Origin of the sequence: Methylobacterium sp. J-059, assembly GCF_022829485.1 — a bacterium.
Classification (GTDB): Bacteria; Pseudomonadota; Alphaproteobacteria; order Rhizobiales; family Beijerinckiaceae; genus Methylobacterium.
Genome location: NZ_JAKSYA010000181.1, coordinates 1 through 16,254, shown reverse-complemented (window position 1 = coordinate 16,254; position 16,254 = coordinate 1). Strand labels below are relative to the sequence as shown.

Sequence of the window (16,254 nt, the reverse complement as noted above, 5' to 3'; positions counted from 1 at the left end):
AACAGACCCGGATGGTCCATTGGGGCTTCCAGGCGCGGCATCGTCTTGGGGGTCAGGCGCAGGCTTCACGAACCGCGGAGATGACCTGATCCACCATATCGTCGGACATGCCCGGCCACATCGGAAGGCTCAGGACCTCGTCTGCCAACCGCTTCGAGAGGTCGAAGGACTCCGAAAACGCGGCGCCCTTGTAACAGTCCTGGCTGAAGCAGGGGATGGGGTAGTGGACCAGGGTCGAGATTCCGCGGCTCTCCAGCTTGGCTCGCAGGGCTTCGCGTTCCGGCGACCGCACGACGTAGAGGTGGTAAACGTGCTCGTCGCCATCTTCGACAGGAGCCGGAAGCGACAGATTCGGGCAATCCTTCAGGCCCTGAGAGTAGCGGGTAGCAATGTCGCGACGGGTCGCGTTCTGGCCATCGACCGCGGGGAGCTTGACACGGAGAAAGGCGGCTTGCAGTTCATCGAGGCGCGAATTGGTTCCTCCGATCTCGTGGACGTATTTCTCCTGCGACCCGTAGTTCCTCAGCATCCGGACGCGGCGAGCGAGTTCGTCGTCGTTCGTCGTGACCGCCCCTCCGTCGCCCAAGGCGCCCAAGTTCTTCGTTGGGTAGAAACTGAAGGCTGCGGCCAAGCCAAGCCCGCCCGTCCGCCGGCCGCGATTGACTGCGCCGTGAGCTTGGGCAGCATCCTCTATGACGGCGACGCCGTGCGGCTCAGCGATCGCAAGGAGTTCGTCGATCGGCGCCGGACGTCCATAGAGATGCACGGCCAGGATGGCTTTGGTTCGTGTCCCGATATGAGCACGGACCGCCTCTGGATCGATGTTAAAGGTAGAGGGATCGACTTCGACCGGGACCAGCTTGGCTCCGGCTTGATCTACCGCCAGCCAACTCGCGATGAAGGTGTGAGCCGGCACAATCACTTCGTCGCCCGGTTCTACGCCAAGACCTTTCAGGATCAAAGTCAGTGCATCAAGACCATTGCCTACACCGATCGCATGTCGGACGTTGCAAAACTGTGCGAACTCAGCCTCGAAGGCAGACACCTCGTTGCCGAGGACGTAATAAGAACTCTCAAACACTCGCTTGAACGAATTCTCCAGCTCCCGCTGTGCGTCATGGTGGACTTTTTGCAAGGAAAAGAATGGAACGCGGTTCACGGCATTTGCCCTCGGGATGATTGTTAAAGACATTCCCTCGCTTGGTTCTTGACGAAAAGATCAAACGCGGACTTATCGCGGATGTACTCTTCTTCGTCGTAAACCGCGGAAGCGAGAACCAAACAGACGGAGCCGGCCGAGAAATTGTTGATATCGCGCCAGACCCCCGGGCCGATCCACAAACCCTGATCTGGTCGATTTAACCGAACGATTTCACTCTCATATCCATTCGTTAGTCCAACATCAAAGCTACCCGCCACGGCGATGTAAATCTGCTGGAGCTCTGTATGCGCATGCCCAGCTCGGCTGGAACCGCTCGGAACATCGTACAAGTAATATACGCGGGCAATCGGAAATGGCGTGTCGTTTCCACCTTCGATCGGCGTCAGGTTGCCGCGGCTATCGACAATCTTTCGCAGATTTATCGTTTTCCACATAAAGCGCTTACCTCCACACTCATCATTGATAAGATTAGGTTCATTAAAACCTGCATCGCAATAATTATCGAACAAAAGATATTACGCTTTAAACGTTGTCAAAATTCTGTCGGCGAGAGGGAAAGCGATGGGGATTTGACAGGGGTATTCCCCAATAAGCGCTCTCGCACGCACCTAAGCTCGGCGGACATTTAGCCAATCCCCCAGCGCAGGTCCAGCGGCGGCCGTTAAAATAACCACCCCCCTCGGGGCAAGGTCGAATCAGGTTTGCTGTGCACGGATCCGCTGCCCTCATTCGCTTCTGGATGGCGGAAAGGCTTCACGACAGCTTGCTGAACCCGGTCTCAGGGCGGACGATCCGTCACCGCGGGTACCAATCACCCTCACGGACAAAGACTGCCTGTACCCCGACGGAGCCGACAGGCAGGCGCCTCGTCGCGGTCGCACAAAACGGACCCGGTGGGCAGGTCGTTAGCGCCCCCCCGCCCGCCCCCTCGTCTTCTGCGCGAAGAGAATGAACCTCCAGTCCCGCAGTGGGCCTTCAGGGGTGCGCAGCAGAGCTACGACCACAGTCCTCTCCATCTCCTGTAGCCTCGCGTCGTCGGGTGCCAAGGCTTGGTCGGGCTGCTTGTCGGGCCACTTGCGGATGTCCGTTTGCAAGAAGACGTCGAACGAGGCTGCGCTGGACGGTTGCCGAACGCGTGCGGTGGTGAGCAGATGAACGCGCGGTGTGATCGAACCCCGATTGCGCCCCCTAAACACCGAATTGCTGGGTCCTAAGAATCGCCATGCCTCTCTTACTTAACATTCGCCGGGCAATTTTAGCTACACTCCGGCAAATTACTGATAATTCTCCCTTTTGTTTAGTTTTCGACAAGCGGCATAGCAGTTCTCGCGAGGCCATCGCAGCGCTCTCAAACATCTATCTACCTAGTTCTCCTCCGATTACAGTGAAAGATGTGCTGCATGTCTTTGATGCCAGATGGTATGAAGCGCAATATCCGGACGTCAAACGAGCATGCGAGGACCCTCTCTCACATTATCTTTCTCACGGACACCGGGAGAACAGGGATCCGTCGCCTGCCTTCAGCACCCGCTGGTACGCGGCCCACAACCAAGGCATCGGCCAACTGGAGGGGAATGGGCTCATCCACTATATCGCCTGTCGATTCCGCGAGAAGCGGCCGCGGGTGGCATTGTTCGCGTATTCATGGACTCCGGGCAAGGATCTGGACCCCTATATCAAACGGATTGCGTCGACGGTTGCTTCGTTTGGCATGAATGTCGACGTTTACCTTGGGAGCGACTTCGCCCATCACGACGGCATCAAGGGGCTGAGGGATCCCGCCGACGAAGAGCATCTTGCAGATTGGCTAAGTCACAGGCCTTACGATTTTGCAATCTCTTTCAACAATTCGTTGTTGCTGCCGCTCGTGGTCAAAGCACTCCGCTGTCGTGTCGTTTCTGTCATCGTTGACTCGAAGGGTCATATCTTCGATCACTCGAATGATGACAACCGCGCGACCTACACTCTCGATGCTATCTTCGCTCCGATATACAGGTCCCTGGAAGAAGAATTACGGAGAACATATCCAGCTAAGGCAAAGAACTTTGATTTTATTCCTGCGGCAACGGATGTCGTGAAACGGTGGAATGCACGCCCGATAAAGGAGCCCGCTGCGATTACGTGGATCGCGAGCCTCGTGGGCGACGACCGTCTCGATAATCTTCTCAACAGGATCGGCGGATCACAGGAGTGGAAGGAGGCGCTCCACGTCTGTTTGGAACAGATCGAACGGCGTGGTTATCTCCGAGGAGAGCAAACGACCCGCGAGGCCCTCGACATTTTGATTGCGGCTTCGCATTGGAGCGACGCGCAGATCGAGCAGCAGCTACAAAATATTGTTACCAACCACAGGCGTGTCGAAATCATCAATAGGCTCGCCCCCCTGGGGTTGCGATTGTACGGGAACGACCGCTGGAAAAAACTGATGCCATACAACGCAGCTGTCGTAGCATCTTTTCATAGTGCAAAGTCTTTGGCTTCACACGCAGATTTGATGGAGATTTACAACAATTCTTTGATATCGATTAACTTGCCGCAGGCTCAGGCAGGTACCGGAATCCAATACCGCGTATTGGATGTCCTTGCATCACGAAGTCTGTTGCTCACCAAAGCCGTGGCTGGGACAGACCTGTCTTACCTGTTCGGCAACGAAAATCCCATCGAGACTTTTTCCACCCTCGAAGAGCTAGTTAGCAAGTGTCGATACTATCTCGAGCACGAAGCTGAGCGGACTGCCCGCGTTGCCGAATGCAACGCCCTTGTCTCGCGGGGGTACAGCTTTGAGGAGCGCGTCTCAGAATACCTGACGCGGAGCAATGCCCAGGCCGCTGCTACGTGCCTGGATCAACGAAGGTCCCCCGCATCCCCCGGCTCGATCGCGCTCGTCAGCGCTAAATTCATATGCGCCGGGATGCGCCGGGAGGGGGGCCGGTCCGCTTGAAACCGCGGCTCTGCCGATACAGCCGCGGTGACATCATCCGGTCACGACGTCCGGGCATCACCCCGGGGGCGAAGCGGAGCACCGGGTCCAATTGATGCGCTCTGGACGAGGATGACTATCCATGGCAGACGATGCGGACGTCGAGTCGTGTTGAGGATCAAATTCTCAATATGCCTAGCAAGTTCGGCCGCCACTGCCGAGCCGTGGAAATTCAATCAAGCTTCTGGCAAGACGGTCAGGAGCACCGAAGTCCGACGCAGTGAGATGGGATATGTCATGTCGGCTAAATCCAGAGTCCTACAGGGGGTTTTTGTCGACCTGCGCCCTCTCGCCGAAGGCGATGCAGCCATTACCTGCAAATGGCGGGCCGCGGATCGGGCGCGCCATCTAAATCATGGCGCTCAGACCCCCGAGGATCAGGCAAGCTGGATCGCATCGCGGCCACAGAGCGAACATAATTTCATTATTCAGCAGAAGAGTGGCCAGCCCGTCGGGATGCTGTCGCTGGTTGATGTCGACAGGCGGAATTCGAGGGCCGAGACCGGGAGGTTCCTCATCGGCGAGGAAGACGCGGTCAAGGGGCAGCCCGTCGCCGTCGAGGCAATGGCCCTTCTTTACGACTTCGCCTTCAATGACATTGGCCTCGTGCGATTGTATGGAACTATCGCGGCCAGCAACACGCTAATGATTAAGTGGCAGAAGTTTCTTGGGATGAAGCAAGAGGGCGTGCTGCGTAACCACTACAGAATCGGTGGTGGGTTTCAGGACGCCGTTGCGATGGGCATCCTCGAGGACGAATACAGGACGGTGTTCCTCGCGCGGGCGAAAGCACTGATGGCGGCGGGCAAAGTCCCAGACCCCACGACCTAATGCGCGATGCGCTGAAGATAGGAAACACAATCCGTCGCTGAACGCCGGACACCACTGGCGGAGTGGATGGATTCTGGAGGCTGAACGTAATGGATCTTCGACACGACGTCTTGCAGATCATCTTCGAGGCCCTGAAGAGCCTTAACGAGGAGCTGCCAGAGGATCAGCAAGTTGCCCTTTCCGAAGACACTTTGTTGTTCGGTGGAGAATCGTCGATCGACTCCCTCTCTCTTGTGTCGGTCATCGTGGATGTCGAGACAGCGATCGGCACGCAGTTCGATCGTCCCGTGGCGCTCACGGATGACCGGGCAATGAGCCGGGAACCGTCGCCGTTTATGAGCGTGCGGACTCTGACGGATTTCGCGGTTGAGCTGCTGACTGAGAAGGCATGATGACGGCTTACGCAGACAAGACGGTCCTCGTGACCGGGGCGACCCGAGGGGTCGGTCGCCAGATCACCGACCATGTGCTCGCAGGGGGTGGTCGGGTGCTCGGCTTCGCGCGACATGAGTCAGACACCGATAACGCCAACTACACGCACTTTCAGGTCGATCTCGCGAATTCTACAGCTATAACGGCCATCTTTGGCGAGGTCCGCAAGAAGACCTCTCGGATCGATATCGTCATCAACAACGCGGGTGTTCTGACGTCTCAGTACGCCATGATCATGCCCCCCGCTGCCGCGCAGGCTATGGTCAACGTCAATCTTTTGGCGCCATTCCTGATCTCCCGCGAAGCGGCGAAGTTCATGCGCAAGAGCAAGTGGGGACGGATCATCAATATCGGATCCATGGCGGCGAGCCTGGAGCCGATCGGAGACAGCGTCTACGCTGCCACTAAGGCGGGTCTCAGTACCCTCGCCAACGTAATGGCGAAGGAGTTCGGCACGTTCAACGTGACCTGTAACACCCTCGGGATATCGGCGATCGATAGCGATATGCTGGCTCAGCTTCCGCGAGACAAGATCGAAGAAATCATTAAGAGCCTTCCAGTGGCCCGATTCGCCGACATTGATGACATTCTCAATGTGATTGACTTCTTCGCGTCAGAGCGGAGCTCTTACATTACGGCACAAACCGTGTTCCTGGGTGGTGTGAACTAGGGCTGATGAAGCAGATTTCGGAAAACGTGTGGCAGGTCTGTGCGGGCGTGTTCCCCGCAAACAGCTACCTTTGGACGGGTCCGGTCCCCGGAGGTGCTATCGTTGTCGATACCGGCCTCGACCCGGAACCGATCCTAGCCGGCTTGAAGGCCCTCGACGTGCGGCCGGCAGCTATCTTCTGCACACACGGTCATTTCGACCATATCGGCTCCGCGTCCGTGCTGCAGAATGCGTTCGGGTCGGACGTTTATCTTCATGCCGCCGATGCGAAGACGGCCAAGGTCGCCAATTTTCTTATGATGGCTTTCAAAATTCCCGCCAAGCTGAAACTTCCGCGCTTTTCCCTCCTCCACGACGAAGTCGGCCAGACGCAAATCGGCGAGGTGTCGATCCGCCATCGCCTCGTCCCCGGCCATTCGCCAGGGAGCTGCCTCATTGAGATCGACGGTACCTGCTTCTCTGGTGATACGCTTTACAGCGGCGGACTTGGCCTCTCGAAGATACCCGGTGAGGAACCCGACGTACTGCGCAGCAGCCTCAGGAAAGTCTGGGATACATTTGATCCGGAAACACTGGTCTGTCCCGGACATGGTAGGGCGGCGATTTTCGCCGCAATTCGCGAGCACAACACGGAGTTGGTGGAATTTATGGCGACACGGAACGAGGGGATGGCGGTATGAGTCTGGTCGAACCCAGCGGGATCGCAATCACCGGGGTCGGCCATCGTCTCGGCTCCATTGTCGAGGACAACGAGACGCTCTGCCGGAACCTGAAGATCACACCCGACTGGATCCTCGAAAAGACGGGTATCGAGCGGCGCTACCTGGCTGCACCTGATGAAACGGCTTCGGGCCTTTCCCTGTTCGCGGCTAGGGATGCGATGGCGAGTGCCGGGATCGCTGCGTCGCAGATCGACTTGATCATCTGCTGCACCTTCTCTGCCGATTACCGCTTCCCGGCGCTGGCCTCCAAGATTCATGCGGATCTCGGCGTGACGGGCGGCCAGATGCTGGACGTCCAGGCGAACTGCGCCGGCTTCGTCACGGGGCTGACCGTTGCCAGCGACAGGATGCGGCTTGATCCGGAGGTCCGTAACGCCCTGGTAATCGGTGTCGAGTTGAATAGCCGCTTCATCTCGCGCACCAACGCCGACGCCGCGATCTATCACAGCGATGGTGCTGGGGCAGTGGTGCTGAGCCGGGTACCCGGTGCGGGTATACTCAGTTCCGCGTTCCATACGGACAGCTCCAACTACGAAGCCGTCCGGGTACGCGGCGGTGGCTCGACTTTCACACTTCCCGATCGCCCCTTCGACCCGACGATCGACACAATGGAGCTGAACGGGATCGCGACCTGGAAGCAGGCCATCACGCATCTGCCGACGGTTATTCGTCGCGCGAGCGAGAAATCCGGCATCAATTATCGCGAAGCGGATTTCTTCGTGTTCCACCAAGCCAATCTTCGTCTGATCGAATATTTGGTCCGCAAGATGGGCGGGGATATGGGAAAGACCTACACGAACGTCGGCCGCATCGGGAATACCGGTGCTGCCTCAACGGCGATTGCCTTGAGCGAGGCGGTGGCGCACAACCGTCTGAAAGACGGCGACATGGTCATCTTTGCGGCGGTAGGCGCCGGCTTCAGCTTCGGCGCGAGCGTCTGGCGCTGGTCTCCGGTTACGGTCGCGAGCTACGAGATCACTGCGAACGGCTGACATGTTTCACGATTTCAACGCGATCCAGGTCGGAGACGTCCGGGCCCTCAGCAAGACGATCACGGCGGACGACGTCCGCCGTTTCGTGGAGTTGACGGGTGACGACAATCCCCTGCACGTCGATCCCGTTTACGCGGAGACGACGCCATTCAAAGACATCGTGGTCCATGGAATGCTCGGCGCGAGCTTCCTCTCCACGGTGATCGGAACCCAGCTTCCGGGACCGGGCGCCCTTTGGATCTCCCAGAACATGGAGTTCCACCGCCCGGTGCGCCTCGGGGATACCCTGGAGATTGGTTGCACCGTCCTCAAGAAGCACGAGCGCGACAGACTGCTCGACCTTGAAACCCGGATCACGAACCAGAATGGCGACCTGGTCCTCTCGGGGCGAGCCAAAGTCAAAGTTCTGGTAACCCGACAGGCGGTCAAGGCGGCTCCCGAAGCCGATCGGCGCCGGGTCGCCATCGTCACCGGCGGCTCCGGCGGAATCGGCGGCGCAATTTCCCGTCGCCTGGCCGCGGACGGCCATTCGGTGGTGGTCCATTACCGTGGCCGCCGGGACCGGGCCGAGGCACTTGTGCGCGAATTGTCGGCGAACGGTCCAGGGGCTATCGCCGTGCAGGGTGACCTCACGGTGCCGGGTACTGCAGCGTCAATTGCGGAAGCCGCCATCCGGGCTTTTGGTGGAGTTGGAGTGCTGGTGAACAACGCGGCCCCGGCGATCGATGCGAAGCCCATACAGGCACTGGCCTGGATGGACATGCAGAAGCACCTCGACGTGCAGGTCCGCGGCGCCTTTGAAATGATCAAGGCCTGCTTGCCTCACATGACCGAGGCGCATGCAGGGCGGATCGTGAACATCACGTCCCAGGTGGTGCAGGGGAACCCGTCCGTTTCCTGGACCTCCTATGCGGTCGGCAAGTCCGCCCTCGCAACGCTGTCCCGCTACCTTGCGGCGGAACTCGGTCCATCGGGCGTGACAGTCAATTGCGTCGCCCCTGGAATGACGGAGACGACTTTGATCGGCGACATCCCCGAGAAGGTACAGATGATGGTGGCGCGCCAAACGCCCCTTCGCCGGTTGTCTACGCCGGAGGACGTCGCAGCCGCCGTTGCCTATCTCGCTTCGGACTCGGCCGCCTTCGTTACTGGACACACGTTGGCGGTCAACGGTGGGCTGACAATGTCATGAGCACCAACGATAAAGCGAACGCCCGAGCGCTCCTGGCCGATCCGGCAGCCAGTTTCCTTGAGGTTCAGAAGAGCGCTGCCTTTCTGGAGAAGACCGAAGAGGGCCTTAAGGACGTCACGCTCGGTCTCTCCTCCAACGTGCAGGTGGATCGCCTCGCCCTCTACCTGCGTCGCCATGCGCTGCTAGCCGGGGTGCGGCTGCAAGTTCAGACTGGCCTCTACGACAGTGTCGCTCAGGACGTCGCAACGTTCGTGCAGGCCGGCGTGGATGTGCTGCTGGTCCTTCCCTTCTTCGATAACCTGATGCCTGCCTTCGAGGCACAAATTGCTGCCGGGCTCGACGACTCGATTATCGCAGCCAAGGACGAAGAGCTGGCCGAACGCTATCGCCTTGCTCTCGCTGCCGCGCATCCGATCCCAACGGTGCTCGTCGGCCAGTTCCACAGGACCTGGCCTTCGGCACAGCCCCGTCAGCCGGACCGGGTGTCCGCCGTCCTGCAGACCTTTCAAGAGATGCTCGCCAGGGTGGTCGCGGAGGCCACGCCTGCCTCCCTCTTCGATATGCCCGCGATCCTGAGTGATGTCGGGTTATCGGCAGCGATCGACCGCCGCTTTTACGCGCAGGCCAAGGCTCCCTACGCGCTGCCGATGCTCAATGAAATTGGACGCCGAACTGCAAAGGCCACCCGGGCCTACGGCACCTATTTCTACAAAGTGCTCGCACTCGACTGCGACAACACACTCTGGGGCGGGGTTGTCGGGGAAGACTTTGTCGAAGGAATTAAGCTGTCTCCGTTCGAGTATCCCGGGAATGTGTATTGGCGGGCACAGCAGGAGTTTCTCGGGCTCGAAAAAAGCGGTGTCATTCTCTGTCTGTGTACAAAAAACAATCCCGTCGATGTCGAGGAAGTGCTGTCTCGACATCCTGATATGCCGATCCGCGCAGAGAATCTGACCATCAGGAAGATCAACTGGGACGATAAATCGACAAACCTCCGAGCCATCGCAACGGAACTCAATGTCGGCCTAGACAGCATCGTTTTCCTCGATGATTCATCCTTTGAACTAGAGGGTGTGCAGTCGCAGATCCCCGCAGTGACGATATTCCAGGTGCCCAAGGCCCTGACCGAATACCCGGACGTTGTCGCGGACATCAAGGCGCTGTTTCTTGCCGGTGGCGTCTCGGCCGAGAGCAGTGCGAAGACGCAGCAATATAAACAGAAGGCTGCCGCCGAGGCACTCAAGGCCCAATTCTCGTCTCAGGAAGACTACATCGCCTCTCTGGAGCTCGAAGTCGAACTTTTGCGTAATGCCGAGGCAAACGTGCCGCGGATCAGTGAGCTCACGCAGAAATCGAACCAGTTTAACCTGACCACACGCCGGTACACACAGGCTGAGATTCTTGCTGCCATGGCGAGTGAAGACCGGGAGGTTTACTCGCTGACGGTGAAGGATAAGTTTGGCAGCGCTGGCCTTACCGGGGTCGGGGTTATTCGCTACGAGAATGATGTCGCCGAGGTTGAGGCCTTCCTCATGAGCTGTCGTGTCATCGGCCGCGGAGTCGAATTTAGTATCTGGCCTTACATCGCACGGGATGCTGCGCGCAGGGGCTGCTCACGCCTCCGGGGGCGCTTCGTCCGGTCGGCGAAGAACAACCTCGTGGAGGATTTCTTCGACCAGCTTGGGCTCGCACCCGAGGAAGCCAGTGAAGGGGAGCGGACCTACGTAACCTCGCTCGCGACCCTGGAAAAGCAACAATCTCAATGGATTAAGATTCATTATGATGGATGAGACGAAGCTTAAGTCGGTAATTGCAGCAATTTTTGACATCGACGAAAATTCGATTGATCAGAATACGAGCATGGACAACGTTGAGAGCTGGGATTCCATCAAGCACATGGACCTGATCCTCGCAGTCGAGGAAGAGTTCGGCGTCTCGGTCCCGGACGAGGAGGCCGCAGATCTCACCTCCTACGCGCTGATCAAGCTCGTTGTCGCGGACTTGGTAAAGGACAAAGGATGAAGTGGCTTCTCGAGCGATTCGTAGGGTATCCGGACACCATCGCCTTCATACATAACGACCGCAAGGTCACCTATGGGGAGGTGGTCACGCAGGTCGATGGCTTCAGCCGCCGTGCGCAGGAGGCGGGTGTCCGGCCGGGCCACAAGGTGGTGGTCGTCGGCGATTTCTCGCCGGAAGTGGTCTGTCTCATCCTGGCCCTCGGCCTCGATCGCTGTATCGTCATCCCGCTCACCCGCGAGTCGGTGATCGAGCAGGACGTCGCCCTCGGTGTCTCGGGGGCGGACTGGATCGCCGAGTTCGATTCCACCGGACGAGAGTTCAGCCTGTCCGAGAAGCAGGTCTCGGTGGAAAACGCCCTGCTCAGCGAGTTCCTTGCGAAGAATAAGGCTGGATTAATTCTGTTCAGCTCCGGATCGACCGGCGCACCGAAGGGGATTCTTCACGACTTCGAGCAGGTCGCCGAAAAATTCCGTGTCCAGCGCGCGCCGATGGTCACGATCCCATTCCTGATGATCGACCATTTCGGAGGAATCAACACGATCCTCGCGATCACGTCGAGTCTCGGAACAGTGGTTACTGTCGACGACCGCTCCATCGCGAAGGTTGCTGCGGCTATCGAGCGTTACAAAGTCGAGCTGCTTCCGGTGACGCCGTCGTTCCTCAACATTATGCTGATGGTGCGAGCGTACGAGGAATTCGACCTGTCGTCGATCAAGCGCATCACGTACGGCACCGAAGTCATGCCGCAGGTGACCCTCGACCGTCTGCGGGCAGCGTTCCCCGGCGTGCAGATGCAGCAGACCTATGGTCTCTCTGAAGTCGGTGTCCTGCGATCCCAATCGCGACCGGACGGCTCTCTGTGGCTTAGGGTCGGTGGCGAAGGCTTCCGTACGGAGGTACGAGACGGAGTGCTCTGGATTAAGTCGAGCTACCGAATGGAGGGCTACCTGAACGCTGCCAGCGGATTCGACGCGGAGGGCTGGTTCAATACGCAGGACCGGGTCGAGGTCGATGGAGAATGGCTGCGAATTTTAGGTCGGGTGACGGACATCATCAATGTCGGTGGCCAGAAGGTTTACCCGGTTGAGGTGGAAGAAGTCATCCTCGGCATCGACAACGTGGAAGACGTGGTCGTGCTGGCGGAGCCGCACAAGATCCTCGGACAGGTGGTCACGGCCAAGATCCGGCTTAGAGAGCCAGAAACAGTGGAATCCTTGAAGCTGCGGGTCCGGCTTGCCTGCAAGGCTGTACTGGCCCCTTACAAGGCACCCAGCAAGATCATCATCACTAACGAATCACTGAATTCGGTCCGACAGAAAAAAATCAGATTTTCGACTAGTCACAGCCAACCAGCGTCAGCCAGAACCATTTCCAAAGAGACGGACTAGGAGGTGTTGCCAGCAACGCTCGATGGAGTTCTGCGAGCGACGGCGCGGTTTCATACCGAAGCCCGGGAGGGTTGCCGTCCCATCTTGGCCTTAGATTGGGGTGTGGTCCCTTACGGCTGCAGCAGTTTCTGCAATTCTAGGTTAGGCTGAAATGTACCATTGGACCAGGTCGATTACCCCGTTTATGCTGCAAATTTTACCTGCTGGTCCGCCGGCAACAGAACTGAATAGGGCTAGTTCTTCATCCGACATACAGTAGATCGCAAATCCGAACCGCGCAATTTATTTTACCCAGCAACATTCGAGCGGGACCGACATCTGACGGCGATTTAGAGCACCCCGCAGTTTACGTAGCATTAGTATCCTACGGCAATCCAAAATGTCTCAATTGGATAATCTAGTGAATCAAGAATCTCAAAAATCTGTAGAATATTCGCAATATTATAATCTCGAGTGCCGCGTAGCGGATCAGGTTAAAGCTAAACAGTACAATGGCGCGTTGGAAAGCCTTCTAAATTTTATTACACTCGTCATGCACCGACAATATCCCCCAGGAGAACTAATTGGCTCAGCAAAGTTGGATAGACTTTGCGAGAAAATCGGATTGAGTTTTTACCACGAATTCTACGGAAATATAGTTCATAGAGATGAATTCTGTTCAAATGATGACGTTTCCGTCATCATCTGTACTGGTCTTTTTAAGTCAGGTGGTACGTCTCCTCTAATTGGGGACATCGTTCGTGCTCAGGGTCGGCGCAAATCGACGATCCTGGCGACCAATTCCCTCGGATCGATGTCCGGCGATGATCTCGCTATGTCTCGACTTGGCGAGGTCAACGCAAACATAATTATTTGCGACAAGGGCAATCTCGTGGATCGACTGCATTGGCTTGTGCAGCAGATCACGCGCTTGGAGCCCAGCCGCATCATTCTATTGAACCATCACCAAGATTCGGTGATTATAGCTGCGGCCAGACCATTCACTGAGAAAACGAAGGTCTTGTTTTATCATCACGCCGATCACAACCTTTGTCTCGGCGTCCATCTGACGGGAGCTATCCACGTCGACATTCACAATGTGGGATTCTGCAATTGTCGTGACCGAGAGCAAGTTGCTGATAATTTTTATGTCCCTATGACCATCAACGATCTGGGTAGTGATTTCGTTCGGAGGGTTTTCCTTGACAAAAGGCGGTTAACAACCTGTTCCTCTGCTAACCCACACAAGTTCTCGAATTTTTATTTCTATCCTTATCACGAGCTGATAATCGATCGGCTTGAAGCGCGAAACGGCTTCCATATTCATATTGGTGTTATGCCGGAGAGTGCTCTGCAGCACATGCACCACAAAATGCTCGAGCGAAGCATCGATCCTTCTCGCTTAGTATATATTCCTTGGACCCCAAGTCTCTGGAAGGCTTTGATCGATAATAGTGTTGATTTATTCATTGGATCTTTTCCGATTGGGGGCGCGCGAACTGCAATTGAGGTAATGGGTGCGGGCGTGCCAATGCTGATGCATGAAAATTATCTCACACGTTTTCACAGCAGTAGGGACATTGCATACCCAGATCACTTCCTTTGGCAGTACCCACATGAGTTTACCGAGGTGATATCGAATATTACATTTGATGATTTGCAGGCGCACGGTATGCGGTCGCGTGATTACTATTTAAAGTATCATTGCACTGAAAAAATCGGCCTGGAAGACGAATTGAATCGGATCTGCGACGGCACATCTACGACTCGTCCAGCTCCGCTCTATCCGCATCATCCTGATATGCTCGATCGCTCCCTCCATTTCTCCTATCTTGAAGATATGGCAATTGGACACAGCATTCAGCATGATCGCGCCACCCACGTGGCGCCCGTTGCCGCACCGCTGACGCCTCACCAAAGCGTATCCCTTAGTCTTACCCAGAAAACGTCGAAGGTCATTGGGCTTTTAACCGCGCGAACGTATAGGAATGCGCTCTCTCTTATTCCATGGCTAACGAAAAGATAAGACAGGAAATCAAAAATAGTTGGTTCTAGCTCGTGGTGTTGGTTATAAGTTCGGTTGCAGATTTTGATTTTGGCACTGATGCGTGGGGGTGTTCGCATCGAGGTTATCGATGGCTTTGGGTCCACGACCTGCCCACGTAGACCTGAGCGTGGACGAGCGAACGCATCTCGTTGGATTTGTCCCTCGCCGCAACGTCGGCCAAGCATTGGCTCAACGCATGTGCTGGCCGACGAGGGATTGCGCCGGTCCGGGGCGCTGTTCCGGATCCTGTTTACACGGCCCGACTGACGCGCCAGAGCCGGAGCGGTCTCAGGCGACCGCTTGGAAAGTGCGTGTGCTCGGGTAAGCCCAGAGCAGAAGCTCGTCGAGGCGCCGCTACGGATGCCCCTCGACGATGCGGGTAATAATGTCAGTGAGGTAGGCCTGCGGCTCGACGCCGATGAGCTTACAGGTCTCGACCAACGAGGCGATCGCCGCCCAGTGCTCGCCCCCGCCGTCCGAACTAGCAAACATGGCATTCTTCCGACTCAAAGTCAGAGGCTAGTCGCGCGCTCGACGGTGTTGGAGTCGATCTCCATACGCCCGTCATCGAGGAACAGGGTCATCCCAGCCCAGCGGTTCAGGGGGTAGTGGATCGCGTGCACCAGGTTGCTCTTGCGGCTTAAGAGTTCGAGCTTCTCTCGCAACCACGTCTCCAGCCCCTCGACCACTGGCCGGCTTCGCTCGTGACGGGTCGCCCGTCGCTCCTCGGCCGGACGCCTGCGGATCTCGGCCTCGATCCGGTAGAGCACCGTGATGCGGGAGAGCGTCTCCGTCGCGATCGGCGAGGCGGCGGCGAAGCCATAGAATTGCCGACGCACATGGCTCAAGCAGTAGGGCAGCCGCACCGCCCTTGGCCAAGCTCTCGTAGGCCGCATAGCCGTCGACTTGGAGCAGGCCTGCAAATCCACTGAGATGCGCGATCGCTCGTCCGGCCGTGCGGTCGGGGGCGTAGATTTAGGCGACGCCGAGCGGATCGGTCCCGCCCTAGAATCGGTCATCGCGCGCATACGCCCAAAGCTCGCCAGTCTTGGTGCGACCGCGTCCTGGATGGAGCACTGTTGCCGTGGTCTCGTCGGCAGACAGCTGCCCGAGCGCTTGAGCGCCTCCAGTAGCCGCGCGTGCACGCGCCGTAGCAGGAAGGCGGCACGCCCGACCCAGTCGGCCAGCGTCGAGCGTTCGAGGCTGACGCCCTAGCGTGCGTAGATCTGCGCCTGTCGATACCGCAGAAGGTGGTCGGCATATTTGGAGACGAGTACCTGCGCACGAGAGGGTCGGTGGGTAGACCGCCCTCGATCAGCCGCGCCGGTGCCGGGGCCTGCACGACCGCGTCCCCGCAGGCGCGGCAGGCGTAGCGCGGGCAGCGGATCACGAGCACCCGTACTTTAGATTTTTGTTCCCGGCATTTGGTGGAGCGGTTTTGACCTGAAGCGGCCGGGCTCGGCGGACCATGCTTTGCAGATGGCCTCGTAGGGCGTGAGGCCACGTAGGGTCTTGAGGCTGCGGCCAAAGTTGTAGGCGCTGACGAAGTCGGCCAGGTGCGCGCGAAGCTGCTCGTAGCTGTCGTAGTGGTAGCGTTTGACCGTTGCGTCCTTGATCGTGCGGTTCATTCGCTCGACCTGACCGTTGGTCCAGGGGTGACGCGGCTTGGTCAAACGATGGTCGATATCGTTTCGGGGTAAGCGCTCGGTGGAGGCTCGGCGTTGTATTTCGGTCGCGTTGTCTTCCTGAAGGCCGGCTGACCGAGGGGATGACCGTGCGCCGATCTGGATGTTTTGCGGTGACGGGATGCTTTTCTAGCCCGATGTCGTGCTGCGGC

General features: G+C 57.7%; 13 protein-coding genes and 2 pseudogenes. 11 read left to right on the top strand and 4 right to left on the bottom strand.

The features are described 5' to 3' along the window. Positions 1 to 52: 52 nt before the first annotated feature. Complete coding sequence (locus MKK55_RS27715; RefSeq protein WP_243938887.1) at positions 53 to 1,159, bottom strand: DegT/DnrJ/EryC1/StrS family aminotransferase; 1,107 nt, start codon at positions 1,157 to 1,159, stop codon at positions 53 to 55. A gap of 23 nt (positions 1,160 to 1,182) precedes the next feature. Beyond that, positions 1,183 to 1,671: a sugar 3,4-ketoisomerase gene (locus MKK55_RS27710; protein WP_243938885.1), complete on the bottom strand. Its 489-nt coding sequence runs from the start codon at positions 1,669 to 1,671 to the stop codon at positions 1,183 to 1,185. A 713-nt stretch (positions 1,672 to 2,384) separates the two neighbouring features. Between MKK55_RS27710 and MKK55_RS27705 the strand changes: the two genes are divergently transcribed. From MKK55_RS27705 to MKK55_RS27655, 11 genes are all read left to right on the top strand, one after another. Then, positions 2,385 to 4,103 carry a glycosyltransferase gene (locus MKK55_RS27705; RefSeq protein ID WP_243938883.1) on the top strand — a complete coding sequence of 573 codons (1,719 nt, stop codon included), beginning with the start codon at positions 2,385 to 2,387 and terminating at the stop codon, positions 4,101 to 4,103. A 150-nt stretch (positions 4,104 to 4,253) separates the two neighbouring features. Then, positions 4,254 to 4,973 carry a GNAT family N-acetyltransferase gene (locus tag MKK55_RS27700; protein WP_243938881.1) on the top strand — a complete coding sequence of 240 codons (720 nt, stop codon included), beginning with the start codon at positions 4,254 to 4,256 and terminating at the stop codon, positions 4,971 to 4,973. A gap of 110 nt (positions 4,974 to 5,083) precedes the next feature. Next, complete coding sequence (locus tag MKK55_RS27695) at positions 5,084 to 5,365, top strand: hypothetical protein (RefSeq protein WP_243938879.1); 282 nt, start codon at positions 5,084 to 5,086, stop codon at positions 5,363 to 5,365. Beyond that, a complete protein-coding gene (locus tag MKK55_RS27690) occupies positions 5,362 to 6,075 on the top strand; it encodes an SDR family NAD(P)-dependent oxidoreductase (RefSeq protein ID WP_243938877.1) in 714 nt (237 codons plus the stop codon). The genes MKK55_RS27695 and MKK55_RS27690 overlap by 4 nt, the downstream gene beginning before the upstream one ends. 5 nt (positions 6,076 to 6,080) lie before the next feature. After that, on the top strand, positions 6,081 to 6,755 hold the full coding sequence (locus MKK55_RS27685; protein WP_243938875.1) for an MBL fold metallo-hydrolase: 675 nt from the start codon (positions 6,081 to 6,083) through the stop codon (positions 6,753 to 6,755). Next, complete coding sequence (locus tag MKK55_RS27680) at positions 6,752 to 7,789, top strand: 3-oxoacyl-ACP synthase III family protein (RefSeq protein ID WP_243938873.1); 1,038 nt, start codon at positions 6,752 to 6,754, stop codon at positions 7,787 to 7,789. Before MKK55_RS27685 ends, MKK55_RS27680 begins: the two co-directional genes overlap by 4 nt. A 1-nt stretch (position 7,790) precedes the next feature. Next, on the top strand, positions 7,791 to 8,981 hold the full coding sequence (locus MKK55_RS27675; protein ID WP_243938871.1) for an SDR family oxidoreductase: 1,191 nt from the start codon (positions 7,791 to 7,793) through the stop codon (positions 8,979 to 8,981). Further along, complete coding sequence (locus MKK55_RS27670) at positions 8,978 to 10,771, top strand: HAD-IIIC family phosphatase (RefSeq protein WP_243938869.1); 1,794 nt, start codon at positions 8,978 to 8,980, stop codon at positions 10,769 to 10,771. Before MKK55_RS27675 ends, MKK55_RS27670 begins: the two co-directional genes overlap by 4 nt. Beyond that, entirely contained in the window at positions 10,764 to 11,003 is a 240-nt protein-coding gene (locus MKK55_RS27665; RefSeq protein WP_243938868.1) for an acyl carrier protein, read from the top strand. Before MKK55_RS27670 ends, MKK55_RS27665 begins: the two co-directional genes overlap by 8 nt. Then, positions 11,000 to 12,391: a long-chain fatty acid--CoA ligase gene (locus tag MKK55_RS27660; protein WP_243938866.1), complete on the top strand. Its 1,392-nt coding sequence runs from the start codon at positions 11,000 to 11,002 to the stop codon at positions 12,389 to 12,391. Before MKK55_RS27665 ends, MKK55_RS27660 begins: the two co-directional genes overlap by 4 nt. 400 nt (positions 12,392 to 12,791) lie before the next feature. Beyond that, complete coding sequence (locus tag MKK55_RS27655; protein WP_243938864.1) at positions 12,792 to 14,396, top strand: hypothetical protein; 1,605 nt, start codon at positions 12,792 to 12,794, stop codon at positions 14,394 to 14,396. A gap of 309 nt (positions 14,397 to 14,705) precedes the next feature. On the opposite strand, the pseudogene tnpC reads toward MKK55_RS27655, so the two are convergent. Both tnpC and MKK55_RS27645 read right to left on the bottom strand, forming a co-directional pair. Next, positions 14,706 to 15,825: pseudogene (gene tnpC / locus MKK55_RS27650) on the bottom strand (IS66 family transposase); the annotation flags it as partial. Continuing rightward, positions 15,821 to 16,108 (bottom strand): annotated as a pseudogene (locus MKK55_RS27645) (integrase core domain-containing protein); the annotation flags it as partial. The pseudogenes MKK55_RS27645 and tnpC, both read right to left, overlap by 5 nt. Positions 16,109 to 16,254 lie beyond the last annotated feature (146 nt).